Source organism: Vibrio sp. 1-Bac 57, assembly GCF_037546855.1.
Lineage (GTDB): Bacteria > Pseudomonadota > Gammaproteobacteria > Enterobacterales > Psychromonadaceae > Psychromonas.
Genome location: NZ_JALAAC010000003.1, coordinates 13,252 through 36,493, shown reverse-complemented (window position 1 = coordinate 36,493; position 23,242 = coordinate 13,252). Strand labels below are relative to the sequence as shown.

At 38.1% G+C, this 23,242-nt stretch carries 22 protein-coding genes; 13 read left to right on the top strand and 9 right to left on the bottom strand.

Going from position 1 to position 23,242, the window contains the following annotated elements; translation table 11 throughout:
- Nucleotides 1–3: 3 nt before the first annotated feature.
- The 6 genes from MT391_RS02685 to MT391_RS02660 are packed head-to-tail and all read left to right on the top strand — an operon-like array spanning nt 4 to nt 4,433.
- The gene (locus MT391_RS02685; RefSeq protein WP_499496844.1) at nt 4–330 is read left to right on the top strand and encodes a hypothetical protein; all 327 of its coding nucleotides are present in this window, start codon (nt 4–6) and stop codon (nt 328–330) included.
- Nucleotides 327–875: a DUF6162 family protein gene (locus MT391_RS02680; protein ID WP_499496843.1), complete on the top strand. Its 549-nt coding sequence runs from the start codon at nt 327–329 to the stop codon at nt 873–875. Before MT391_RS02685 ends, MT391_RS02680 begins: the two co-directional genes overlap by 4 nt.
- A 51-nt stretch (nt 876–926) precedes the next feature.
- Complete coding sequence (locus tag MT391_RS02675; RefSeq protein ID WP_499496842.1) at nt 927–1,934, top strand: metal ABC transporter solute-binding protein, Zn/Mn family; 1,008 nt, start codon at nt 927–929, stop codon at nt 1,932–1,934.
- A complete protein-coding gene (locus MT391_RS02670; protein ID WP_499496841.1) occupies nt 1,934–2,665 on the top strand; it encodes a metal ABC transporter ATP-binding protein in 732 nt (243 codons plus the stop codon). Before MT391_RS02675 ends, MT391_RS02670 begins: the two co-directional genes overlap by 1 nt.
- Complete coding sequence (locus MT391_RS02665) at nt 2,665–3,540, top strand: metal ABC transporter permease (protein ID WP_499496840.1); 876 nt, start codon at nt 2,665–2,667, stop codon at nt 3,538–3,540. The genes MT391_RS02670 and MT391_RS02665 overlap by 1 nt, the downstream gene beginning before the upstream one ends.
- 2 nt (nt 3,541–3,542) lie before the next feature.
- A complete protein-coding gene (locus MT391_RS02660) occupies nt 3,543–4,433 on the top strand; it encodes a metal ABC transporter substrate-binding protein (protein ID WP_499496839.1) in 891 nt (296 codons plus the stop codon).
- Nucleotides 4,434–4,556: 123 nt separating this feature from the next.
- Here MT391_RS02660 and MT391_RS02655 read toward each other — a convergent pair whose 3' ends face one another.
- Complete coding sequence (locus MT391_RS02655) at nt 4,557–6,017, bottom strand: hypothetical protein (RefSeq protein ID WP_299663109.1); 1,461 nt, start codon at nt 6,015–6,017, stop codon at nt 4,557–4,559.
- Nucleotides 6,018–6,610: 593 nt separating this feature from the next.
- On the opposite strand from MT391_RS02655, the gene guaD reads away from it, so the two are divergent.
- Both guaD and MT391_RS02645 read left to right on the top strand, forming a co-directional pair.
- Complete coding sequence (gene guaD, locus MT391_RS02650) at nt 6,611–7,987, top strand: guanine deaminase (protein WP_499496838.1); 1,377 nt, start codon at nt 6,611–6,613, stop codon at nt 7,985–7,987.
- Nucleotides 7,988–8,192: 205 nt separating this feature from the next.
- Nucleotides 8,193–8,771 carry a nucleoside triphosphate pyrophosphohydrolase family protein gene (locus MT391_RS02645; RefSeq protein ID WP_499496837.1) on the top strand — a complete coding sequence of 193 codons (579 nt, stop codon included), beginning with the start codon at nt 8,193–8,195 and terminating at the stop codon, nt 8,769–8,771.
- Nucleotides 8,772–8,920: 149 nt separating this feature from the next.
- Here the strand turns inward: MT391_RS02645 and MT391_RS02640 are convergent, their stop codons facing one another.
- The 4 genes from MT391_RS02640 to mutS all read right to left on the bottom strand — a co-directional run bounded on the left by MT391_RS02640 (nt 8,921) and on the right by mutS (nt 15,268).
- Nucleotides 8,921–10,174, bottom strand: coding sequence for a sensor histidine kinase (locus MT391_RS02640; RefSeq protein ID WP_499496836.1), 1,254 nt, complete (start codon nt 10,172–10,174; stop codon nt 8,921–8,923).
- On the bottom strand, nt 10,174–10,884 hold the full coding sequence (locus MT391_RS02635; RefSeq protein ID WP_499496835.1) for a response regulator transcription factor: 711 nt from the start codon (nt 10,882–10,884) through the stop codon (nt 10,174–10,176). Before MT391_RS02635 ends, MT391_RS02640 begins: the two co-directional genes overlap by 1 nt.
- A 229-nt stretch (nt 10,885–11,113) precedes the next feature.
- Nucleotides 11,114–12,253 carry a Na/Pi symporter gene (locus MT391_RS02630; RefSeq protein WP_166368025.1) on the bottom strand — a complete coding sequence of 380 codons (1,140 nt, stop codon included), beginning with the start codon at nt 12,251–12,253 and terminating at the stop codon, nt 11,114–11,116.
- Nucleotides 12,254–12,658: 405 nt separating this feature from the next.
- Entirely contained in the window at nt 12,659–15,268 is a 2,610-nt protein-coding gene (mutS, locus tag MT391_RS02625) for a DNA mismatch repair protein MutS (RefSeq protein WP_499496834.1), read from the bottom strand.
- A gap of 43 nt (nt 15,269–15,311) precedes the next feature.
- Between mutS and MT391_RS02620 the strand changes: the two genes are divergently transcribed.
- Together MT391_RS02620 and recA are read left to right on the top strand one after the other, a co-directional pair.
- Entirely contained in the window at nt 15,312–15,812 is a 501-nt protein-coding gene (locus MT391_RS02620) for a CinA family protein (RefSeq protein ID WP_166368021.1), read from the top strand.
- Between the two features lie 79 nt (nt 15,813–15,891).
- The gene (recA, locus tag MT391_RS02615) at nt 15,892–16,938 is read left to right on the top strand and encodes a recombinase RecA (protein WP_166368011.1); all 1,047 of its coding nucleotides are present in this window, start codon (nt 15,892–15,894) and stop codon (nt 16,936–16,938) included.
- Between the two features lie 100 nt (nt 16,939–17,038).
- On the opposite strand, the gene MT391_RS02610 is transcribed toward recA, so the two are convergent.
- A complete protein-coding gene (locus MT391_RS02610; RefSeq protein WP_499438898.1) occupies nt 17,039–17,356 on the bottom strand; it encodes an AzlD domain-containing protein in 318 nt (105 codons plus the stop codon).
- Nucleotides 17,353–18,063, bottom strand: a complete 711-nt coding sequence (locus MT391_RS02605) for an AzlC family ABC transporter permease (protein ID WP_499496833.1) — start codon at nt 18,061–18,063, stop codon at nt 17,353–17,355. The genes MT391_RS02610 and MT391_RS02605 overlap by 4 nt, the downstream gene beginning before the upstream one ends.
- Before the next feature lie 325 nt (nt 18,064–18,388).
- Between MT391_RS02605 and MT391_RS02600 the strand changes: the two genes are divergently transcribed.
- On the top strand, nt 18,389–18,679 hold the full coding sequence (locus tag MT391_RS02600; protein WP_499496832.1) for a putative quinol monooxygenase: 291 nt from the start codon (nt 18,389–18,391) through the stop codon (nt 18,677–18,679).
- Between the two features lie 124 nt (nt 18,680–18,803).
- On the opposite strand, the gene MT391_RS02595 is transcribed toward MT391_RS02600, so the two are convergent.
- On the bottom strand, nt 18,804–19,712 hold the full coding sequence (locus MT391_RS02595) for a LysR family transcriptional regulator (RefSeq protein ID WP_499496831.1): 909 nt from the start codon (nt 19,710–19,712) through the stop codon (nt 18,804–18,806).
- 155 nt (nt 19,713–19,867) lie between these two features.
- Here MT391_RS02595 and MT391_RS02590 point away from each other — a divergent pair, with 155 nt between their 5' ends.
- Both MT391_RS02590 and MT391_RS02585 read left to right on the top strand, forming a co-directional pair.
- Complete coding sequence (locus tag MT391_RS02590) at nt 19,868–20,770, top strand: pirin family protein (RefSeq protein WP_166368001.1); 903 nt, start codon at nt 19,868–19,870, stop codon at nt 20,768–20,770.
- 105 nt (nt 20,771–20,875) lie between these two features.
- Nucleotides 20,876–21,856, top strand: coding sequence for a glutathione S-transferase family protein (locus tag MT391_RS02585; RefSeq protein WP_166367999.1), 981 nt, complete (start codon nt 20,876–20,878; stop codon nt 21,854–21,856).
- Between the two features lie 188 nt (nt 21,857–22,044).
- Here MT391_RS02585 and hemW read toward each other — a convergent pair whose 3' ends face one another.
- On the bottom strand, nt 22,045–23,187 hold the full coding sequence (gene hemW / locus MT391_RS02580) for a radical SAM family heme chaperone HemW (RefSeq protein ID WP_499496830.1): 1,143 nt from the start codon (nt 23,185–23,187) through the stop codon (nt 22,045–22,047).
- Nucleotides 23,188–23,242 lie beyond the last annotated feature (55 nt).

Sequence of the window (23,242 nt, the reverse complement as noted above, 5' to 3'; positions counted from 1 at the left end):
CGCGTGAGTGCAGTTACTCTGCTTAAAAAAAGCCTAATTGGTATCGGTCTTCTTTCTGTTAGTCAGCTTGCTTTTGCACATTATCCACTAATGCATTGTTCAATTGTTGGCGACAAGATTGAATGTGAAGCGGGTTATAGTGATGGCAGTAAAGCGGTCGATTATCAGGTCAATATGTACGATTACGACGATAACTTAATTGCTAAAGTGAAAACGGATAAACGTTCTATTGCTACTTTTAGTGATGCGCCCGATGAATACTATTTGGTATTTGATTCTGGGCACGAGTATCCCGTTGAAGTGGATAGTGTTGAGATAACTGAGAAATGACCATACAAGCAGTTGTCAGCGAAAATAAAGGGCATGAAGGTTACTGGATAGCGACGTTATGCCTTTTAATTTTGCTAATAGGCGCACTGTTATTACCCTATAACAGTGCACATCATCAACATCAGTCTTTAGCTGATCATCAAGTGCTGATCACTGATCTGCCTTCTCCTCCTTTAGCTATGATTGCTGAGCTGCGGTTAGCCCATGAAGAGATCCGTTATTTTTATCAGATGCAACAAGATTGGTTAGCGGTAACGCAATTGGATCAAGATTGGATTGCTCCCTTTGTAAAAGATAAAAGCTGGGCGCATCAAGGCGAGCATGATTGGTCTTTAGTTGCTGCTGGAATATATCAAAGTACACCGGCTAAAGGTGGCATACGTTATCTTTTAAATAGCCGTAGTGATCAAGTTGATATTTGGTTGCAGGAAAAACCGCAAGCAAGTGTAGCTACCGCTTTTGATCTAAATGCTTTAGCCACATCAGGTTGGACTCAAGTGGTGTTTAGTGAGTCACAACTTACAGAGCAACATACTGAACATTAAAGTATTACTTACCAGTAAAACGACGCTGGACATCAGCATTAGGAAATTTCCATGGCGACATTATTAATTATGCTTAAACGCTTCTCATTGCTTTTATTGTTAACGCTGACGAGTTTGCAAAGCTATGCACAAGTTGATCTAAAAAATGAGCAAAAGATTCAACCTAAGCAACTTAAACAACTTAAACAACAAAGCAGCGAACAGAATCGACAAGAAAAAAAACTAACGGTTGGCATTACGTTACAACCTTATTATAGCTACGTGAAAGCAGTGGTTGGTGACCAAGTGAATGTATTGCCCCTTGTTGATGAAGGATTTAACCCACACAACTACCAACCTCAAGCCAATGATTTACGTCGTTTAAATTTAATGGATGTCATTGTTGTTAATGCTATTGGGCACGATGATTTTGCATTAAAAGTGATTAAAGCTGCTGACCGCGATGATCTTATTATTATCAAAGCGAATAAAGATGTGCCTCTCTTACCTGCCATGGGGCAATCTGTCGGCAATGGTGTTGTTAATCCACATACCTTTGTAGGTGTGGCAACAACCATTCAAAAGGTTTATAGCATTGCCAATGAAATGTCTAAAATAGACCCAGACAACGCTAAGTTATATCGTGCAAATGCACGAGCTTATGCTTTGAAATTTAGAAAGATGAAACATAAAGCAATGATGGACTTAAGCGATATTAATACCGCAGGTATGAAAGTTGCGACTACACATAATGCCTATGGTTATATTCTGCAGGAGTTTGGTGTACAAGTCAGTGCTGTTATCGAACCTGCGCACGGTGTTGAGCCAAGTGCAAGCCAACTGCAAGAAACCATCGAAAAGATTAAAGAATCTGGTATCGATGTATTGTTTTATGAGCTAAATATGCCAAACCGTTATGTTGATACCATAGAAAAAGAAACAGGAATTAAGTTATACCGTTTCTCACACATGACCCACGGAGCTTATCGAGCGGACAAAGTTGAAGTGGAAATGCGTCAAAATTTAAATACGCTAGTGGAAGCGATGAAGTTTACTGCAGCACAAAAAGGTGGTGTGTAGTGGGCCCCTCTATTTCATTAAGTCATGTTAGTTTACGCTATGAAAATAACATTGTGTTACAGGATATTTCAGCCACATTAGGTTCCGGTGAATGCCATGTAATCATGGGCCCTAATGGAGGAGGAAAAACGTCACTATTACGTTCGATATTAGGATTAACTCCTTTTAAAGGAGAGGTGAATATCCATTGGCCTAAGGGTAAAGGTAAAATAGGGTATGTGCCACAAAAAGCGACCTTTGAGCCTAGCTTGCCGTTAACAGTATTAGACTTTATTTTACTTAATCAAAGTCGCTCCCCTTTATTTTTTAACTTTAATAAAAAACACAAGGTCAAAGCGCTGCAACAGTTGGCACGTTTGGGAATGGAAGATCGCGCCATGTTTAGAATGGGGCAATTGTCTGGGGGCGAGCAGCAACGAGTTTTATTTGCACAAGCCTTGTTAGATGATCCTGATTTATTGATTTTGGATGAGCCTACCAATGGTATGGATGACCAAGGTGTACGTTATTTTGAGTCATTGATTGCTGACCTTGTGAAAGAAAACAAAACCATTTTGGTTGTACATCATGATATTAGTGCAGTACGCCGTTTGCAGGCCGTGGTGCATGTAGTGAATGGAACTTTATTGGAAAGTGGATTGGCAGAAGACGTGTTAAAGGCAAATAAAATAGAACGATTATTTAATCATTATCGTACCCACTCAAACCATCAAAACGAGGAAGTCGCTTAATGGATTGGTTACGTTTATTAGCAAACCAAGGCGCGCAAGCTGGCTGGTTAAGTGAAAGCTTTGCCTATGGTTTTATGGTCAATGCTTTAGTGGCTGCCTTGTTCGTTGGACCACTGTTGGGTGGATTAGGTACATTAGTGATTGCTAAACGTCTTGCATTCTTTTCAGAGGCGGTAGGGCATGCCGCATTAACGGGTATTGCTATTGGCGTATTATTAGGGGAGCCCCCTGAAAATCCAATCATTGGCTTGTTCTGTTTCTGCATGATCTTTGCATTGTTATTACATTTTGTACGTAACCGCACAGCAGTACCTTACGATACTTTAGTCGGGGTGTTCCTTGCTGTTGCATTGGCCGGTGGTGCCGCATTATTAATGTATGTTGCACGTAAAATTAATATTCACATGTTAGAGAATGTATTATTTGGTTCAATATTAACTATCACTGACTTTGATTTATTAGTATTAGGTGTCAGTTGCCTACTTATTATTGTTGGGTTGATGTTCACTTTTAATCGTATTTTATTAGCTTCAATTAGTCCTGATATCGCTAAAGTTCGTGGTTATAACACGCACTTTTATGATTACTTATTTGTAATGATGATCACCTTAGTGACTATTGCTGCGGTGAAAATTGTTGGTGCAGTGTTAGTGGGGGCGTTGCTATTAATACCCGGTGCAACGGCACGTTTAATGACTAGAAGCATGGGTAGTTTTGTTCTGTTGTCTTCATTATTAGCTACGTTAAGCTGTTTAATTGGTACTTTGTTACCAATGGAATTAAAGCTTCCTATTCCCTCTGGCGCGTCAATTATTTTAGTGGCAGCTAGCTTCTTTTTAATCGCAACGGTTTATCGAATTGTGGCGAGGAAATAATAATGAATCTCTTAAATAAATTAAAAAATTCACCTCTGTTTAGCCGAATTTTATTATCTATATTGTTCTTATTGCCTAGTCAGTTAATGGCCAAGGATATAGTAACCACTACACCAGTGACTTACATGTTGGCGACCCAGTTAATGAAAGGTACAACAATTAGCACAACCTACTTAGCACCTAAGCGTTACGGTATTGATCGTTTAAATAATTGGTATGCAAATAAAGGTGAGCAAAAAGCATATCAAGCAGGAGAGCAAGCCACTGTTGCTATTACATTAAGCGCACTATGGCAGCAGGATCCTTTGTTCATTTATGCGCGTCAGGGGAATATCAAACTAATTGAGATAGATGCTTCACAATCACTCTCTCCTCGCAGTCGAGGCATCGCATCGGTTACATTACCGAGTGGAGAGAGTTCAATTTATGCGTGGTTAAATCCAAACAATTTGAGCACCATGCTAAGTATTGTGAGTGAAGATTTAAAGAAAATTTGGCCAGAAAAAGCGCCTGTAATTGAAAAAAATCAACAACAGTTATTGATTGATATTCGCTCGCTGATTAACCAACAACAGCAAACTTTATTTGATAAAGAGATTGATTCCGTTGTATTGCTTTCGGATCAATTAGAAGACTTTGCTTCGGCAAATCAGTTGTTTGTAGTGGATCGGTTATTTAAAGATGAGTTGGAATGGACAGCGCAGGATAAAGCGAGTTTAACAACGTTATTAACAGAATCGCCTGAGTTGTGGTTAGTCACAACGCGTAAGGTATCAGCTCAACTAAAAGCATTATTACCTGATTTTGACCAGATATTGGTTGTCGATAGTATCGACCGTTGGGGAAGGGCTGGGATCACCGAAGATAAACCATTGCAGCGCTGGTTGTTTTAAAAGCTCTCGTGTTTTAAATGCAGTCTGTTTTTACAATATTGTCGTTATGCATTGAAAGTTGAATCTGCCAGGCGCTAATGACTGCAGCTAATATTAGCTGCGGTCATTACTTTGAATAAACGTTCATTTACGTCTTTTAATATGCAATAACGAGTACAGTTTTGATTGCAGTTTTTTATCCGCTCGGTCTTTAATTTTGGCTTCACCGGCTTTCTCTATTTCAATAATCCCTGAACGATTCAAGGTAATTCTATAACGTTCAAACTGTGCATCATATTGGCCTTGGTCTAAGGCGACAATAACGTTAATTTGGTAGCGTCGTTCAATAGAAGTAGTTTGGATCTTTTCTTTATTTGAGGTGCTTTCTAAGCGTTCAAATACTTTGCCTGTTCCACCTTCCACAAACCGAGTTAATGGGCGTAGACTAAAGAATATATTTTCTTCAATGGTATCGTAACCTGCCTGAAAACCTTGTCTGCTGATACGTGATTCAATACGGTAATGCAAAAGCTGCGCACTCTGTTTATTTTGACTATGACGCTCAGCTAACAAGTCCCTACTTTGTTGAGGCAGTTTCTTACTGATGCTGTAATCTAGCCAAACTTTTTGTCTGGCTATTTCCTGTTGATTAGTCGAATCGAATAATGTGCGAGACCATTTAGGTTTACCACGCCGTATCCAACGCCAAAGCATATTTTTAAACTCGTCTTTAAAAACTTCACGCACACCATAAATGATTGCCAATATAAATATCATTAACGTGGTTAACTGGCTAAACGCACCTTGCGTTTTAATAATCAACACTAACACCACACTCATCAATAGTGCGGTCGCAACGCCCGTTACTAATTTTCGAGTGTGATTACCTAATATTAACGTTCTACTTTTAAAGATTACCCCGTATTCAATTAAGCGACGTAATAGACGCATTTTATTAGCAATACGGTTTGGATCTTTTAAAGTGGCTTCAGAGTTATAGCCCTTTTTTTTGCGATACTGATTTTCTTCATCGCAAATAGCCAACAGCGCTAAACGTGTTTCACTAAACTCGCTGTTACGTGGTTTTTTGACCAACATTCGCATGATGGTTTGTTCAGTATGCCAAGATAGGTAATTGTCTACATTTTCATAGATAGAAGTGAGCTTGGCACTGGTTGGTTGATGGCTTCGGTGCTTCTTTAAAATATCTAAACAATGCTCTGTTAAATCAACAGCAGCATGATAAAAGTCAGCTAAACCTTCACTATCGTTAATTGCCAATACTTCATTTGCATCGGTATCTAATGCTGAAATATATTGGTATGCGAAAAGGTTTAAATTACTTTTATATTCAGCGGTCGAGCGTTTCATACGACTGGCAAAACGACGGTGTAATAGAGGTAAATGCAAGCCATTGGTGTGGTAAGCGCGTCGTCCGTTAATGCCCGCATTAAAATAATCAACTTCGCTTAAGGTGTCTTTATTGATGCCCATCTCTTTTGGAAGTGAAAAATATAAGTCAATACGTCTAAACGTCCCTTGTTTCATATGATGGGTTAGTTTAATCGATAATTTTTCATCTTGTTTTAAAGTGAAGTTGGGCAATGGTTCCTCCTTAGTTGTTGGAAAGTATATCTCATAGTAATTAATTGTAATGAGTAAATATTAAAAAATTATTAGGTTAATTGAACAAAATCAATTGTTTTTACAGGGCCATTGCAAAATCTCAAAGCTAGGCTTCAAATGGTGAAAATATGATGCTTCATTTTTATATGGGTATTGGTAATGCGAGGTCTGTTATTTGTAATGATAATAGTCCAATTTTATGACCGTTTAGTTCATTTATTTATCTCATAGGCATTAATGCAGCCATATTCTACCACAATTTGAGTAAAAAACGTGCAGATAAGTGAGGTGTAAAGTTAGTCATTTATTTAAGTTAGTCATTAAATAGAGCAAAATAGAGCGATAGATATTGATAATGAGAACAAGTCTATTCATTCACATCGCAGAGGGCTGGTAAATTAATACTTTAAGCTTGGCTGAATTTTGGTTATATTAAGTAAGCTTTTAGTGATTTTCGGTTGTTAATAATAAACGCTTGAAACAAGGGCTCGGTATTGTCGAGTCAAAAATCATAGTTTTCATTTAACTAAATTCAACTGAATTTTACCTAATATCACTATGGGCAATCTGCTATGCAAAAAAATCTAAATACTAATCCAAGTGCTAATTTAAATACTACAGCACCAACTCCTTCATCAAACTCTGAACAATCAGCGATTAACGCGATTCGTGCCAGTTTCTTACATTTTATTGAAGATCCTGCTCAGCTCGACAATGCACAAGAAGCTTATCAATATATTGAAGATGGTTTGATGGTGATCGAAAATGGCAAAATAAAATCATTACAAGCTTTCGAACAAAAAAATGCAGACTTATACGATTCGGTTGAAGATAAGCGTGGCAAATTAATTATGCCTGGTTTTATCGATACACATATCCATTATCCACAAACTGAGATGATCGCCGCTTACGGTGCACAATTATTAGAATGGTTAGAAACCTATACTTTCCCTACCGAAAAACAATTTTCTGATAAAGAGTACGCGCAAAAAATATCTGAATTTTTTATTCATGAGCTTCTAAAAAATGGCACAACTAGCGCATTAGTATTTGGCACTGTACACCCTGAATCAGTTGATGCTTTGTTTGAAGAAGCGCAAAAAATAGATATGCGATTGATAGCAGGCAAAGTAATGATGGATCGCAATGCACCAGACTATTTATTGGATACCGCACAATCGAGCTATGACCAATCTAAAGCATTGATTGAAAAGTGGCATAATAAAGGGCGTTTGCAATATGCAATCACTCCGCGTTTTGCGCCTACTTCAACCGCTGAACAATTACAGTTTGCAGGACAGTTAAAAGCCGAATACCCGGATGTTTATGTGCAAACGCATTTATCAGAAAATATAGATGAAATTAATTGGGTTAAATCACTTTTCCCAGAGCGAGTAGGGTACTTTGATGTTTACCAGCATTACGGACTCACTGGCAATAAATCTATCTTTGCACATTCTATCCACCTTACTGAAAACGAGTGGCAAGCAATGGCTGAAACGGATTCAGTAATCGCATTCTGTCCGACTTCAAATTTATTTTTAGGCAGTGGATTATTTGATCTAGAAAAAGCCGATAAAAATAATATTCGTGTTGGCTTAGCAACAGATGTAGGCGGAGGCACTAGCTTTTCACAGTTGCAGTCACTTAGTGAAGCTTACAAAATTATGCAGTTGCAAGGCAAAAAATTGTCGGTCTTTAAAGGCCTGTATTTAGCAACCTTAGGCAGTGCAAGATCTCTCAGTTTAGATCATAAAATAGGAAATTTTGTGACAGGTAAAGAAGCAGATTTTGTGGCATTAAACTGGGCAGCGACGGATTTACAAAAGTTACGATTAAAGAACTCTAACAACCTACAGGATAAGTTATTCGCTTTGATGATGTTAGGTGATGAGCGTAATGTTGAAGCAACGTATGTTGCCGGGAAATTAGTTTATAGTGCTGTATAAGGGCGTTTTGAATTGGCATAATAAGGGGATTTAATTATTTTTTGTTTATCCCTATCTATAGGTGAGCAAAGAATTTACACTTTACACTTTATGCCAATTTAGATGGCCATTAAGACAAAAAGTATAATGTTGGTGCTAATTTAATATTTGTGAATTTAGCACCTTTTGTCTGATTGCTCTCATTTAGTCTGTAACAGGAAATACCATGAAACTAACTCAATTAACCGCTGTAATTTACGACAAACTTTACACTGATATTACTCAGTTTAGAGAAACCTTTGACCTGCCTTGTGCTGCGCCAGAAACCTTGGATGAAAAAGCAGATGCATTACATAGCTCATTGATTATTGAAGAATTAACAGAGTTGGCAGAAGCGCCATGTAAAGTTGAACAAGCCGATGCAATTGTTGATAGTGTCTATGTTTTAATGGGACGAGTGGTTCACCTTGGCAATAAAAATGTGGAAGATAATATCGCCATTAGCTACTTAGTTGATCTGTTTTTAAATGTAGCCAAGCAACGTGATATCGATTTTATGGCGTGTTGGAATGAAGTGCATTCAAGTAACATGAGTAAAGTGTGTCGTAATCAGCAAGAGTATCTTGAAACGGAAGCTTTTTATGCTGAGCAAGGTGTGAAGTTAGTGGATAGTGTTAAAGGTGAATTTATCATTGCTAAGTGTGCTGAAGATGTACAATTAGAAGGTAAATTAGTTCGCCAAGGTAAAGTTCTTAAATCGGTATTTTATCGCCCTGCGGATCTTGCTCCCCTAGTTAATGTTTAATAGCTAAGTGGTAGCTGGCTAAGTCGTTGTGACTAAGCAGCTGTTAATAACTAACTGTGAATAAGTAGCAGTGAATTAGCAACCCAACAAAAATTCACTGAATAAATTTTAAACCGCAGTTAGTAAATTACTCACTGCGGTTTTTTAGATCATCTAAAGTTAATTTCTACATGACGCCCATTAGCGGTTGCAACATTCTCATATTGCCAGCCATAGTGCTGAACTAGTTTCTCGGTTAACTCTAACCCTAAGCCAAAACCCAGCTCATCCTCATGTTTATCATCACGAATATTTTGATTGTTGATCACGAGGTGGCTCTTAGATTGCTGGATCGTTATAGTGCCTTCTTGAGTATGCTGTAAAGCATTTCTAATGATATTAGTGATCACAATTTGACACAGTGCCTCAGGTAAAGAATGGATACTGATATCAGTTTCAATCGTGACATCTACATTTTTACCATTCAATAAATAAGTAAGTTGTTCTAATAATTGCTGTGTCATTAAACCCAATGAAATTGATTTAACTGGAATAGATTTATCGGGTTGGCGGTTTAACCACAATAGTGTTTCGGTTAAATCTGTCATGGTAATACTTGCTCGCTCAATACGATCTAATACCACCAGTTGTTTTTCACTACTAATACCTTTTGATATCATTTTTCGCAGTAATTCAGCATTTGTGCGTGTAACGGCTATAGGCGTGCGTAATTCATGGCTAGCATAACCTAAAAAGCGTTTTTCTCGTTTTAAACTTGTTTGTACTGATTGTAAACTCGATTGCACAATCTTCGCTAAGCTATTCAGTTCACTATAATGAAAATCAGGTGCAGGAAGAGACAATTGTTTTTTATTTAATTGCTTAGCCCAAAGCATTAGCTTTTCTACTGGATTAGCTACTTTATGTAAAATCAGATAAGGCGTTAAAGTAAATAGTGCCATGACAGACAATGCAATTATTAATAGGTTTATAAAAGGAGGGGGGCCATCAAACCCTGTGTTAGGTTGATCCTTCGTTGTAAAAATTGTTGAGATAAAACGCACTTGGCCATCAACATTCAATTTTATAGCAAAGTAAACCGCTATAGGAGGCGTAAAAGGGGGCATGCCATCCATCGCTTTCAATAGCTCATTTTCTTTTATATCGTTCGGATCTAATTTTTCTTGAATAATACTAGGCAAATCTTGCCATCTATTAGCGACCACAAAGTCATTAATACTGATTGGATTTCCTTCGGAAACATTTTCAATATTAGCAATTGATCGCATCGAGTCACTCATCGCAATATTAACACCGTAAACAAAGTATTTATAACTAACAAAAGACATAATTGAAATTGTCGTAACACCGGCCACTAGCATCATGGCGAAAAAATATAACTTGAGGCTCGGGATTATTTTCATTACGACTGCTCACTTTTTAAAACAAAACCATGGCCAACAAGCGTATGGATTAATTTTGTTTTGTTTGTATTGGTATTGTCATTATCGCTTTTACCATCCACCGATTTTCTTAAGTTGTACATGTGTACTTTTAAGCTATTACTATCAGGCTGATGGTCGCCCCAAACACTTTGGACTAACTTTTCTCTACTTACTGGGTTGGGACTAGCAAGCATTAATGTTTCTAAAATTTTAAAGCTGATAGGGGATAATTTTAAGGGTATGCCGTCACGTGAGGCGGTTTGTTGTTTGGCATTTAATTCTAAACCACAAACATTGAGCATTTTAACTTGCCCACTACGACGACGAGATAATACCTGTACTCTCACAATTAACTCTTCCATCGCAAAAGGTTTCACCAAATAATCATCGGCTCCTTTGGAGAAACCTTGCAATTTATCATCCAATGTATCTTTTGCTGTGAGCATTAATATAGGCACATCAATGCCCTGTGATCTGAGTTTTTCACACACTTCTAAGCCATTCATTTTAGGCATATTTAAGTCTAAAATAACGACATCGTAATTGTTTGTTGTGATCAGATTAAAACCTGACAAGCCATTGGTGGCATGGTCACATTGAATATTTTCTAATTCAAAGTAATCAATCACAGCGGTTGCCAAGTCAATATCATCTTCTACTAATAATAACTGCAACTTATCTGAATCCATGATTATTCCTTCATTTGTGTAATCGGTAGAACTTTACTTGAGGTAAATACGATAACAATTGTAAGGTTAATAGATGGTTAAGACCAAACAATTAGTTTTTATGATGATTGACGTTGTGACGTTGTGTAGCTTGGTAGGTGATGACACAAGAAAAGCGACTCATTGAGTCGCTTGTAAATATATGCAGATTTTTTAGAGGTTAATTACTATTTAAAACTTAAGCTTGTTATTAACGTACACCAACTAAAATTAAGCCGGGTAAGATAAAGAAGGTGCCAATAACATACCCAAAGGCGAGGAGTTTATTTTCTGTGCCCACTTGAGCCAGCTTCTCTGCACCTTTTAACGGTAGTTCACGTAGGAATGGAATTCCGTAGATGACCACGACTGCTAAGAAGTTAAATAGGAAATGCACTAGCGCAATAGTTAACGCAGCTTCGGCCATTGGGCCTGAGATAGCTGTGGCTGCTAATAATGCGGTGATTGTTGTACCGATATTTGCACCTAATGTGAAAGGGTATATTTGACGGGTGGTGAACATGCCGCTACCCGCTAATGGGATCATTAAGCTAGTAGTCGTTGATGATGATTGCACCATCACTGTCATTAAAGCGCCTGAACTGATACCTGCAATAGGACCTTTACCTAAAGCATTATGCAAGATGGATTTTGCTCTACCCACTAATACTTTTTTCAGTACTTTACCTAAGAAAGCGACTGAGAATAAGATAAGTGCAACGCCAGCAATGACCATTGCAATACCGGCCATTTTCCCTGGAATAATAGAAGCCATATCTGAAATTAGGTTCACGCCTGGTTTTGTTAAAGGTTTCATAAAGTTAAAACCTTTAAGCGACATATCCGCGCTACCAACCAATAAATGTGATGCGGCACCGGCCATTTTTTCTAATAAACCAAACATCAATTCAAGCGGTAAGAAAATAAGCACTGCAATTAAGTTAAAAAAGTCATGTACTGTTGCTGCACTAAAAGCTCGTTTGAAGTCTTCCTTATCACGCACGTGCCCGATGGATACAATAGAGTTAGTGATCGTGGTACCGATGTTAGCGCCCATGATTAATGGGATTGCAATTGAAACGGGTAAACCACCGGCCACTAAACCAACGGTTACAGCTGTGACGGTAGAAGATGATTGTACTAATGCTGTTGCTAGTGTGCCTAGAATCAAGGCAACAAGTGGGTTACTTGCAAATTGAAATATCTCTTCAGCCCCTGCAGCACCCCCTGAAAATAATTTAAACCCGCTGCTAACCGTGCTCACGGCAACTAACATGCAATAGACTAAAAAGATCACCGTAGACCAATTAATTAGTTGTTTTAAAGTACTGTTGTTATTTTCATTATTCATTTTATTAAGCCTATTATTAGGAAGCTATTTAGTGCACAAAGGTTATGTATTTTGTTAATGCGCCGATTAGAACAGAGTTTTGTTACAGAAATATTTCAGTTGTCATAAAAAATTCGTTAATTTTAAAATAATGATGATTATTGATTTGAAAATCATAATAGATAGAGGTTTTATTCGGGTTTTAAAAAGGGCTGGATGATTGGTGCGAGCTGATAAGTAATAAGTAATAAGTAATAAGTGAAAAGGGACAAATAATAAAGAAAAAGCAGAGTGTGATTAAACACTCCGCTATATTTTAATGGTTAGCTATTTAACATTTTTTATTAAGCACCTGTTCTCTATCATCTGTTATTAAGTACCTGTTCTTTAACTGCAATAAAACAACGATAAAAATAATGATAAAAATTAAAGCTGCTCTTTCAGCTGATAAAGCATTGCCAACGCTTGTTTTGGGGTTAAATCATCCGGATCTAAGCTGGTCAATAAAGTGATAGCTTGATGAGGCTCTGGCTGTGAAAAGTCTAAACTACATTGTACCGACGCTTGCTCTGTATTACTTTCGACTAACGCCTGAGAGTTAAGTTGTGCTTGTTGTTGCGATTGTAGTGAAGAGGCTTCTAACTGCTGTAACTTTTTCTTCGCATTATCTAATACTGATTTAGGTACACCTGCTAATGCGGCAACTTGTAATCCATAACTTTTATTCGCAGCGCCTTCCTGTAAAGCATGTAAAAACGCAATACTATCACCATGCTCAACAGCATCTAGATGCACATTAACTAATTCAGGAATAGTTTCAGGTAAGCGTGTTAACTCAAAATAGTGCGTTGCGAATAAGGTATAGGCCTGGATTTTTTGTGCCAATTGTTCAGCACAAGCCCAAGCTAAAGACAAACCATCAAAGGTACTCGTACCACGACCAATTTCATCCATTAACACTAATGAGTTTGGCGTTGCATTATGTAAGATATTAGCTGTCTCGGTCATTTCTACCATAAAGGTTGAGCGACCACTTGCGAGGTCATCGGAAGCGCCAATACGTGTAAAAATACGATCAATCGGACCAATCGTTGCACTTTGTGCAGGAATGAAACTACCAATGTGTGCCATTAACACCATTAACGCAACTTGACGCATATAGGTTGATTTACCACCCATATTAGGACCGGTAATGATCAACATACGTCGTTGTTGATGCAAGTTAACAGGGTTGGCTATAAATGGCGTTTTACTCACTTGCTCAACCACTGGGTGACGGCCTTCTTCTATTTCAATTCCACTTTGTTGCTGCAAAACAGGGCGCACATAATTTAACGTTAATGCACGCTCAGTTAAGGTGTTTAATACATCCAACTCGGCTAAAGATTTAGCGGTAAATTGCAGATTTTTTAAATGTGGTAGTAATAGATCAATCAGTTGTTCATAAAGCTGTTTTTCTAATGCTAGCGCTTTACCTTGGCTTGATAACACTTTTTCTTCATGTTCTTTTAGTTCGGCAATAATGTAACGTTCTGCCCCTTTAAGGGTTTGGCGGCGTACATAATGTTCAGGCACATGTGCCGATTGGCTGCGACTTATTTCAATAAAATAGCCGTGAACACGATTATAGCCAACTTTTAAAGTGCTGATACCGGTGCTTTCTCGTTCACGTTTTTCTAGTGCTTCTAAATAATCCGTTGCACCTTTAGATAAGTTGCGCCAATGATCTAGCTCACTGTTGTAACCTTCTTTGATCACGCCACCATCTCTAATCAATACCGGCGGATTATCAATAACAGCCGTTTCTAATAGATTCAATAACTCAGGGTAGTTACCCATCTCTTCGCTAAGGTCAGCTACTAGATCTTGAGGTAATTGCGTGATTAAGTGTTGTAACTCAGGCAGTAAAGAGAAAGCACAGCGTAAACGTGTCAAATCGCGCGGACGAGCAGAACGTAACGCAAGGCGAGCAATCACTCGTTCAATATCACCAATTTGTTTAAGTGGTATTGAAAGTGCGTCGGTTAAGTCGAAATCCATTAGCGTTTGGATCATGGTTTGACGGTAGTTGAGCACCGTTAAATTACGAATCGGCTGGTGGATCCAACGTTTTAATAAACGGCTACCCATCGGAGTTACTGTGGTATCTAGTACTTGCGCCAGGGTATTATCAGTACCGCCAGCTAGGTTGAAGGTCAGTTCTAAATTACGACGTGTCGCCGCATCTAAAATAACCGTATCTGTGCTTTGCTCTAATGTGATCGACTGAATATGTGTCAATACAGTACGTTGTGTATCTTTTAAGTACTGTAATAATGCACCTGCAGCACAAATAGCAAAATGTGCTTTTTCAATACCAAAACCCACTAAGTCCTTGGTGCCGAGTTGTTGAGTTAAGATATTTTTACAGGTACCTAATTCAAACTCCCATTCAGGGCGACGGCGAATAGTGGGTAAGTGCTCAATTAAATCAACACATTCAAAATTATCTGGGTACAGTAGCTCTGCTGGGTTGAGGCGCTGTATTTCAGCTTGCAGTGATTCAGTTTTATTAACTTCATTAACAATAAAACGGCCACTACCAATATCTAAGGAAGCAATACCAAAGGTGTCGCCTTGCTGATAAACTGAACATAATAAATTATCTTGTTTATCATCCAATAATGCTTCATCGGTGAGCGTACCAGGGGTGATGATACGTACAATCTTACGTTCAACAGGTCCTTTACTGGTTGCTGGATCGCCAATTTGTTCACAAATTGCAATCGATTCACCGAGCGCAATTAGCTTTGCTAAATAACCTTCCACACTATGGTAGGGAACGCCGGCCATAGGGATTGCATTACCGCCGGTTTTACCGCGTTGAGTGAGGGAAATTCCTAATAACTGAGAGGCTTTACGAGCGTCATCGAAAAACAGTTCGTAGAAATCACCCATGCGATAAAAGAGTAAGGTGTCTGGCACTTCACTTTTTAAGGTTAAAAACTGTTGCATCATCGGAGTATGTTGTTTTAATTCTTGCGCTGTTGGCTTCATAATGAATACACTTAATAACTATTTCTAAAAAAGGCGGAAAATTATGTTTACTGAAAAAACCGTTAAAGAATTGGCGCAAGTATTAGGAGAAAAACTCACTAATGCAGGTTTAATTGCGACCACTGCAGAATCCTGTACCGGTGGTGGCGTAGCATACGCTATTACAGAAATTTCTGGAAGTTCGCTGTGGTTTGATCGTAGTTTTGTGACTTACAGTAATGGTGCTAAAACACAAATGCTGGGCGTAGATGCCGGTCTGATTGATGAGTTTGGCGCCGTTTCAAAAGAAGTCGTTAATGCGATGGCGATTGGTGCCGTGAAAAATTCTGATGCTGATATTGCCGTTGCGATAAGTGGTATTGCTGGGCCTGATGGTGGAAGCGATGAAAAACCTGTTGGTACTGTATGCATTGCTTGGTATAACGCACACAGTGGTCACAAAACGGAAACCTATTTATTTGTGGGTGATCGTTCAGAGGTCAGAACTCAAGCCATTCGTTTAGCTTTATTAGGGTTAATCGATAATATAGAAACAAATTTTTAATAAAAACACTTGATACTGTATAAATGAGCAGTATACTGCATAAATATACAGTAAATTATAGAACATCACTGGAGAGAATATGAGTCAGGACGCGAATAAAGATAAAGCATTAGCGGCGGCATTAGGCCAAATTGAGAAACAATTTGGTAAAGGTTCAATCATGCGTCTGGGAGACGGTGCAGCAGCAATGGAAATTGAATCTGTTTCAACTGGCTCATTAGGTTTAGATGTTGCGCTAGGCATAGGCGGCTTACCTTACGGACGTGTTGTTGAAATTTACGGACCAGAAAGCTCTGGTAAAACGACGCTAACATTACAAGTTATTGCTGAAGCACAAAAACAAGGTAAAACTTGTGCATTTATCGATGCAGAGCATGCACTTGACCCAAGCTATGCAAGAAAATTAGGCGTTAATGTAGACGACCTTCTTATCTCACAGCCGGATACGGGTGAGCAAGCATTAGAAATATGCGACATGTTAGTTCGCTCAGGTGCAGTGGGTGTTGTGATTGTCGATTCTGTTGCAGCCTTAACTCCAAAAGCTGAAATAGAAGGAGACATGGGTGATTCACACATGGGTCTTCAAGCACGTTTAATGTCTCAAGCATTACGTAAATTAACGGGTAATATCAAGCAAACCAATACTATGGTTATCTTTATTAACCAAATTCGTATGAAAATTGGTGTAATGTTTGGTAACCCAGAAACAACTACCGGTGGTAACGCTTTAAAATTCTATGCTTCAGTTCGTTTAGATATCCGTCGTATTGGCGCGGTTAAAAATGGCGATGAGATAACGGGTAATGAAACGCGCGTTAAAGTAGTTAAAAACAAAGTATCACCTCCGTTTAAACAAGCTGAGTTCCAAATTTTATATGGACAAGGTATTAATAATTACGGTGAGTTGATTGATCTAGGCGTTAAGCAAGAACTAGTCGAAAAATCAGGATCTTGGTATTCATATAATGGTAATAAAATTGGCCAAGGTAAAACTAATGCATGTAAATTCTTAGATGAAAATCCAGCTGCTGCTAAAGAGTTAGATGCTAAGTTACGTGAAATATTATTAGCAAAACCTGACTTGAAACCAGAATCAAAAGAAGTTGAAACAGAAGCACCTGAGTAACTAGTTTAATGATTTAATAAGTTACTGGTTAACAGCGACTAACTCGCGATAAATAAAAACCGATGCCCACAAAGCATCGGTTTTTTTGTTACAGCAATTTTTAAACCATCAAAATCTTTAATAACAAAAATACTAGCATGCCAAAGAAGATGGTTTTTAATAGGCTCTTTGTCACTAAGCTAATAATGACACTAATAATAGCGGCTAATAAATAAACATTACTGAAGCTGAAGTCCATTTCTCCAAAAGGCATCACCACTGCGGGCACTATGATTGCTGTTAAGACAGCAGGAGGAACAAATTTTAATGATTGTTGCATCCAGACAGGGAAAGTAATTTTTCCTGCAAAAGCAAACATCACAAAGCGAATGCCAAAAGTGATCACAAACATTCCCAATATTAACCAAAACTCATTCATACTTGCTCTCCTTGATTAATCGACATTTTCTGAAAATGAACAACAGATAAACCTGCGGCAACCCCGATTAATGCACTGATAATTAATCCTAATTTATTAGGTAAATAAGCAAAGTATAGTGAAGCAATAGCTGCACAGAACATTGCACTAAACATTGCCTTAGTATTTAAATAAGGGATCACCATGCCAATGAAAGTGACAGACATCGCAAACTCTAATCCCCAACTTGTCATATCTGGAATGATATTACCCAGTACTAAACCGATTGCCGTAGCTGAACTCCAAGTAATATAAAAGCTAAACATAGAGCCCAGATAAAAGAAGTGCGCAAATTGATGGTCGTCACCTAATGGGGAGCCAGGTTGGTAACGTTGGCTCATATTAGCAAAGGTTTCATCGGTTAAACCAAAGGCTAATAGTGTGCGTAATGCAAATGGTAAATGGCTTACACGAGGCACTAATGCTGTGGCGTATAATAGATGGCGTAAATTGACCACAAAGGTGGTTAATAAAATAATCTCTAGCGGTGCTTGCACTGCAATTAATGCCAATACAATAAATTGAGCGGACCCTGCAAATACAATCAGTGACATTGCCATGGTTGCCCAAACAGAAAGGCCACTGGTTGGCGCTAATGTGCCAAATAAAACACCAAAAGGAATTGCGCCTATGATCAATGGAATGGCAGCTTTGCAACCTGCTTTCATTTCGGCTTTTTTAAGCTGTTGGTGATTGATAGCACTCTCCTTGTATAAATGGGTAGAATATTTGTAAGTGATAAAATTACTGTATCACTACAATAGAATATTGCCCGTATTTGACCACAACAGAATGATTAATAAAACCTTCTTATTCATCTCAATAAATTATTTAATGATAAGTAGTTAACGAATTTGATTTTAAAATGTTTTAAGATGAATAATCCCTTTTTTGTATTGATAGCATTAAATGAAGGGGAGGATTGAACATCGTGGTGGTTATGCTTTACCAAAGATAATCGACTAATAAACTCAATTATTGAAAGGATTGTAAATGACAAATTTGACTATCGTTGCGAGTATTATTGTTAAACAAGGGCAGCGTGACTTTGTAAAAAGTGAAATGATTAAACTAATTGACCCAACACTCGTTGAAGCTGGCTGTGTAGAATATCGTTTACACCAGAATAATAATAACCCTGAGCACTTTCTTTTTTATGAATGTTGGCAATCTCGAGAAGCGTGGCAAAAACATAGGGAAAATACGCATATGTCAGAATACCGCGCCGTGGTTGAAGGATCTATCGAATCATTTGATGTCAGTGAAATGACTGAATTAAACTGATATTTAACCCGTTATAGCTTTAATATTAAACCTGCTCACTGCTAGGTTTATTGTTTTTACATCTTAGAATGATTACGGGTAATAGCGGATCTTATTAGTGATCATTTTCACTGCTTTCAATGTTTTATTCAAGGTCATGCCAAAGAGGTTTCTGTGCAAATTTATCACTGATGAAATCAATTAATAAACGGCAACGGTGAGATAAAAAACGTGTTTGTGGATAAACCGCATAGGCATGTAAATTGGGCAATTGATGATCCGTTAATATCGCGACTAATTCCCCGCTAGCGATGGCTTGATGAACAATAAAGAGTGGTAATGCTACAATTCCCTGCCCATTAATGGCGGACATTTTTAAAAAATCACCGTTATTCGCTTTAATTTTTGCACTGATATCAAGTTGATGTTGTTTATGCTGCGGGTCTTGGATGTGCAATTTATTGTGACCATTTTGGGTATATTGTAATAAACGATGTTGACTTAATTGTGCGAGATTTTTAGGTTGCCCATATTGTTTTAAATATTCAGGGCTTGCACATAAACAATGGCGGATCGTCGTTAGCCGTTTTGCTTTTAACGTTGAATCTTTTAAGTCTGAAATACGAATAGCAAGCTCGTAGCCTTCTTCCACTAAGTCAACATGGCGATCAGAGAAGTCGATATCGATACAAAGGTTATCGTGCAATTGACTAAATTCATCAAGAATAGGCGCAAGGTGCGTTAAACCAAAAGACAAAGGGGCGGTTAAGCGTAATGTGCCTTCAATATTGGTGCTGATACCACTTGTTTGGGCATTTAATTCGGCTATATCATTAAGAATAGTTAACGCTTTTTGATAATAAATTCGCCCTGCATCGGTAAGGTGAGATTGGCGAGTGGTACGTGATAACAATTGCGTATCGAGTTGCTGCTCAAGTTCGACTAAGCGTCGACTCACGGCAGATTTTGCAATATCTAATTGCGCTGCTGCTTTACCAATGCCTCCCGCTTCTACGATACGAACAAACAGTGCCATGTTTTCCATCTGTCCCATTCATTGTTCTCCATATGGCAATTATAAATTCAAATTATTGCTGTTTATTGTTAATACTTCAACAGTTATGATTTGTTTATTGATAATATTTGATCATTAATAAGCTTTATCCATTAACAACCTTTATTCATTAACAGCAACAGGAGGAGGAAACGATGAATGCGATAACCGAATCTAATAGGCATGACGCACTTAATAAGTCAGATAATCGTAGTGAGCGGAGCATTAAAAAAATTGTTTCTGGTGTGAAAACATCCGATGGTGACGGTGTTAAGTTAACGCGTCTTATTGGCTCTTCACAGCTAGATATGTTAGATCCCTTTTTATTATTAGACTGTTTTGAAAGTGATCAGGCTGAAGACTATATTGGAGGCTTTCCTACTCATCCTCATCGAGGCTTTGAAACGGTGACATACCTGCTAAATGGTAAAATGCGCCATAAGGATAGCGCTGGTAATGAAGGCGTTATTGAACCCGGTGGTGTGCAATGGATGACCGCAGCTAGAGGTATTTTACATTCTGAAATGCCAGAGCAAGAATATGGTTTATTAAAAGGATTCCAGTTGTGGGTGAATCTGCCTAGCCATGCCAAAATGAATAAACCACAGTATCAAGAGTTTTTGCCAAACGCCATGGCACATGAGCAATCAAATAACGGAACAAAAATTAATGTGATAGCAGGAACGACTAATCAAGGAACCACTGGCGCCGTTACTAATGTTTATAGTGAACCTTTGTATTTAGATGTTCATTTACCTGAAGGGCAAGTATTAACACAATCGATTACGTTAAATCATAATGCATTCATTTATGTTATTGAAGGTGAGGTCAGCGTACAAAGTGCGGATCATTTTGATGCTATTGCAGCGACAAAGTTAGCTGTTTTAACTGACGGCGAGCAAGTTTCTATAGTAGGTGGGCAGCAAAGTAGCCGATTTTTATTAATCGCCGGTAAGCCTTTTAATGAGCCTGTTGCACGTCATGGACCTTTTGTTATGAATACAAGAGAGCAGTTATTACAGGCTTTTGATGATTTTAATCAGGGTAAGTTTGCCTAACTAAGCCAATCTAGCCAATCAAACTAAACTAAGCTTAACCAAACTAAACTCAGTAAAGCTTAACTTAGCCAAACTAAGCTTAGTCAAAAAATAGAGGAATATGTTATGGGATTATTAGTCGATGGACAGTGGCATAACCAGTGGTACGATACCAAATCAAGCAATGGTAAATTTGTTAGAAGTGAAGCACAATTTAGAAACTGGATCACCGCCGATGGTCAAGCTGGGCCAACCGGTAAAGCGGGCTTTAAAGCAGAAGCAGGGCGTTATCATTTATATGTTTCGTTAGCGTGTCCATGGGCGCATCGCACCTTGATCTTTAGAGAGCTAAAAGGTCTGCAATCCATGATTGATATCTCCGCAGTGAACTCTCTAATGGCTGAAGAGGGGTGGACCTTTAAGCCGGGACCAGGTGTAATTGAAGATACTGTTAATCATGTTTCACTGGTTCATGAATTATATACCTTGGCAGATGTGAATTATTCTGGGCGAGTGACTGTGCCGATTTTATGGGACAAACAACAAAAGACAATTGTGAGCAATGAATCGGCAGATATTATTCGAATGTTTAATAGTGCCTTTGATGGTATTGGTGCCAGTGAAGGAGATTATTATCCAGCATCTGTACACAATGAAATTAACGAAATAAATGATTGGATTTATAGTGATATTAATAATGGAGTGTATCGCGCAGGTTTTGCTACAACGCAAACGGCCTATGAAGAAGCGGTAAACGGTGTGTTCGAGGCTCTAGATAAATTAGAACTGCGTTTGAGTACACAACGTTATTTACTTGGTAAGCAATTAACCGAAGCAGACTGGCGCTTGTTTACTACTTTAATACGTTTTGATGCTGCCTATGTGGGACACTTTAAATGTAATAAAAAGCGCATTGCTGATTACCCATCACTGTCTCATTATGTTCGTGATTTATACCAGCATCCAGGCATAGCTAAAACAGTGGATATTGATTATATCAAAGCACATTATTACGGTTCACATGAAACCATTAACCCGACGCGAATTATTCCTGTTGGTCCTGATGTTGATTTTATGCAAGCACATGATCGATTACGCTTTGCTTAAACCAATTACTTTATAAAAATCACTTTATAAAAAATACTTTATAAATCGAAGGTAAAGCTTAAAAGTAATGAAGTGATGCAATACAAGAAGTAATAAAATAGCCCTACATTCAACTTTCAATATTTTAAATTTAATATTAGGGCTATTTTTATTGAGCTCAGTTTAGCGAACCTAGTTAATAAAACAGATTAGTCCATAAACATCGTCAATAACTCGTTCAAATATCTATGTCCTAATGGTGTTACTTGACAGGTGTCTGCTGATACTCGCATTAAGCTTTTCTCAGCAGCTTGCTGTAACTGCTTATCTAATACACTACGTGCTAAACCGGTATAATCTTCAAATTCAGCCAATGGAATGTTTTCCATTAAACGTAATCGATTCATCATGTATTCAAAAACCAGCTCATCTTTAGGGACTGTATTGTAATCATCCATATAAGCACGTTGCGGGTCTAAGTATCCTTTAGGGTGCTTGATCTTCGTGGTGCGAAGTACTTTATTTTCGAGGGGTAATGATATTTTACCGTGTGCACCACAACCAATGCCCAAATAATCACCAAAACGCCAATAATTTAAATTATGCTGACATTGCCAATTGTCTTGGCTGTAGCCCGATATTTCATATTGGTTGTAACCGTGTTTCGCTAATAATTTCACACCTGCTTCTTGAATCTCCCATAGTGTTTCATCATCGGGTAAAGTAGGAGGGTGAGAAAAGTATTGTGTATTAGGTTCAATAGTCAGCTGATACCAAGATAGATGAGTTGGTTTTAAGGCAATCGCCGTTGCTAAGTCACTCATGGCATCTTCTAACGTTTGGTTTGGTAGGCCATGCATTAAATCTAGGTTGAATGTTTTCATTCCTACATTATGTGCCTGTTTAGCTGCGGTTTTTGCTTCCTCTACACCATGAATTCGACCGAGTTTGGTGAGCTTATCTTGTTGGAAGCTTTGCACTCCAAAGGAAAAACGATTAATACCCGCTGTTTTGAAATCAGCAATTTTTTGGTTCTCAATGGCTCCTGGATTAGCTTCTAGGGTGATCTCTATGTTTTCACTAAAGGGAATAAGGTGCTGAATATTTTCTAATAACCATTGAATACCCGGTGCTGAAATTAAACTCGGTGTACCGCCTCCAATAAAAATACTGAATAAGTGACGTCCTTGTACAAAGCTTAAATCTTGTTTGAGATCGTCAATAAGCGCAGTTAAATATTCTTGTTCTGGGATCTCTCCTTTTAACTTGTGAGAGTTAAAGTCGCAGTAAGGGCATTTTTCAATACACCAAGGAATATGCACATATAGGCTGAGCGGGGGAAGTTGTAACATTCATTTTTCCAAGCTAAAAAAAGCGACTGAATCAGTCGCTTTAAAAGTGAGTTTA

Excerpts from the sequence above, each read along its gene's own strand:
- mutS (WP_499496834.1), bottom strand. The coding sequence starts at position 15,268 with ATGAAGCCAACAGCGCAAGAATTAAAACAACATACTCCGATGATGCAA.
- MT391_RS02585 (WP_166367999.1), top strand. The coding sequence starts at position 20,876 with ATGGGATTATTAGTCGATGGACAGTGGCATAACCAGTGGTACGATACC.
- MT391_RS02635 (WP_499496835.1), bottom strand. The coding sequence starts at position 10,884 with ATGGATTCAGATAAGTTGCAGTTATTATTAGTAGAAGATGATATTGAC.
- recA (WP_166368011.1), top strand. The coding sequence starts at position 15,892 with ATGAGTCAGGACGCGAATAAAGATAAAGCATTAGCGGCGGCATTAGGC.
- MT391_RS02595 (WP_499496831.1), bottom strand. The coding sequence starts at position 19,712 with ATGGGACAGATGGAAAACATGGCACTGTTTGTTCGTATCGTAGAAGCG.
- MT391_RS02645 (WP_499496837.1), top strand. The coding sequence starts at position 8,193 with ATGAAACTAACTCAATTAACCGCTGTAATTTACGACAAACTTTACACT.
- MT391_RS02640 (WP_499496836.1), bottom strand. The coding sequence starts at position 10,174 with ATGAAAATAATCCCGAGCCTCAAGTTATATTTTTTCGCCATGATGCTA.
- MT391_RS02605 (WP_499496833.1), bottom strand. The coding sequence starts at position 18,063 with ATGAAAGCAGGTTGCAAAGCTGCCATTCCATTGATCATAGGCGCAATT.
- MT391_RS02665 (WP_499496840.1), top strand. The coding sequence starts at position 2,665 with ATGGATTGGTTACGTTTATTAGCAAACCAAGGCGCGCAAGCTGGCTGG.
- MT391_RS02680 (WP_499496843.1), top strand. The coding sequence starts at position 327 with ATGACCATACAAGCAGTTGTCAGCGAAAATAAAGGGCATGAAGGTTAC.
- MT391_RS02590 (WP_166368001.1), top strand. The coding sequence starts at position 19,868 with ATGAATGCGATAACCGAATCTAATAGGCATGACGCACTTAATAAGTCA.
- MT391_RS02610 (WP_499438898.1), bottom strand. The coding sequence starts at position 17,356 with ATGAATGAGTTTTGGTTAATATTGGGAATGTTTGTGATCACTTTTGGC.
- guaD (WP_499496838.1), top strand. The coding sequence starts at position 6,611 with ATGCAAAAAAATCTAAATACTAATCCAAGTGCTAATTTAAATACTACA.
- MT391_RS02660 (WP_499496839.1), top strand. The coding sequence starts at position 3,543 with ATGAATCTCTTAAATAAATTAAAAAATTCACCTCTGTTTAGCCGAATT.
- MT391_RS02620 (WP_166368021.1), top strand. The coding sequence starts at position 15,312 with ATGTTTACTGAAAAAACCGTTAAAGAATTGGCGCAAGTATTAGGAGAA.
- hemW (WP_499496830.1), bottom strand. The coding sequence starts at position 23,187 with ATGTTACAACTTCCCCCGCTCAGCCTATATGTGCATATTCCTTGGTGT.
- MT391_RS02600 (WP_499496832.1), top strand. The coding sequence starts at position 18,389 with ATGACAAATTTGACTATCGTTGCGAGTATTATTGTTAAACAAGGGCAG.
- MT391_RS02630 (WP_166368025.1), bottom strand. The coding sequence starts at position 12,253 with ATGAATAATGAAAATAACAACAGTACTTTAAAACAACTAATTAATTGG.
- MT391_RS02675 (WP_499496842.1), top strand. The coding sequence starts at position 927 with ATGGCGACATTATTAATTATGCTTAAACGCTTCTCATTGCTTTTATTG.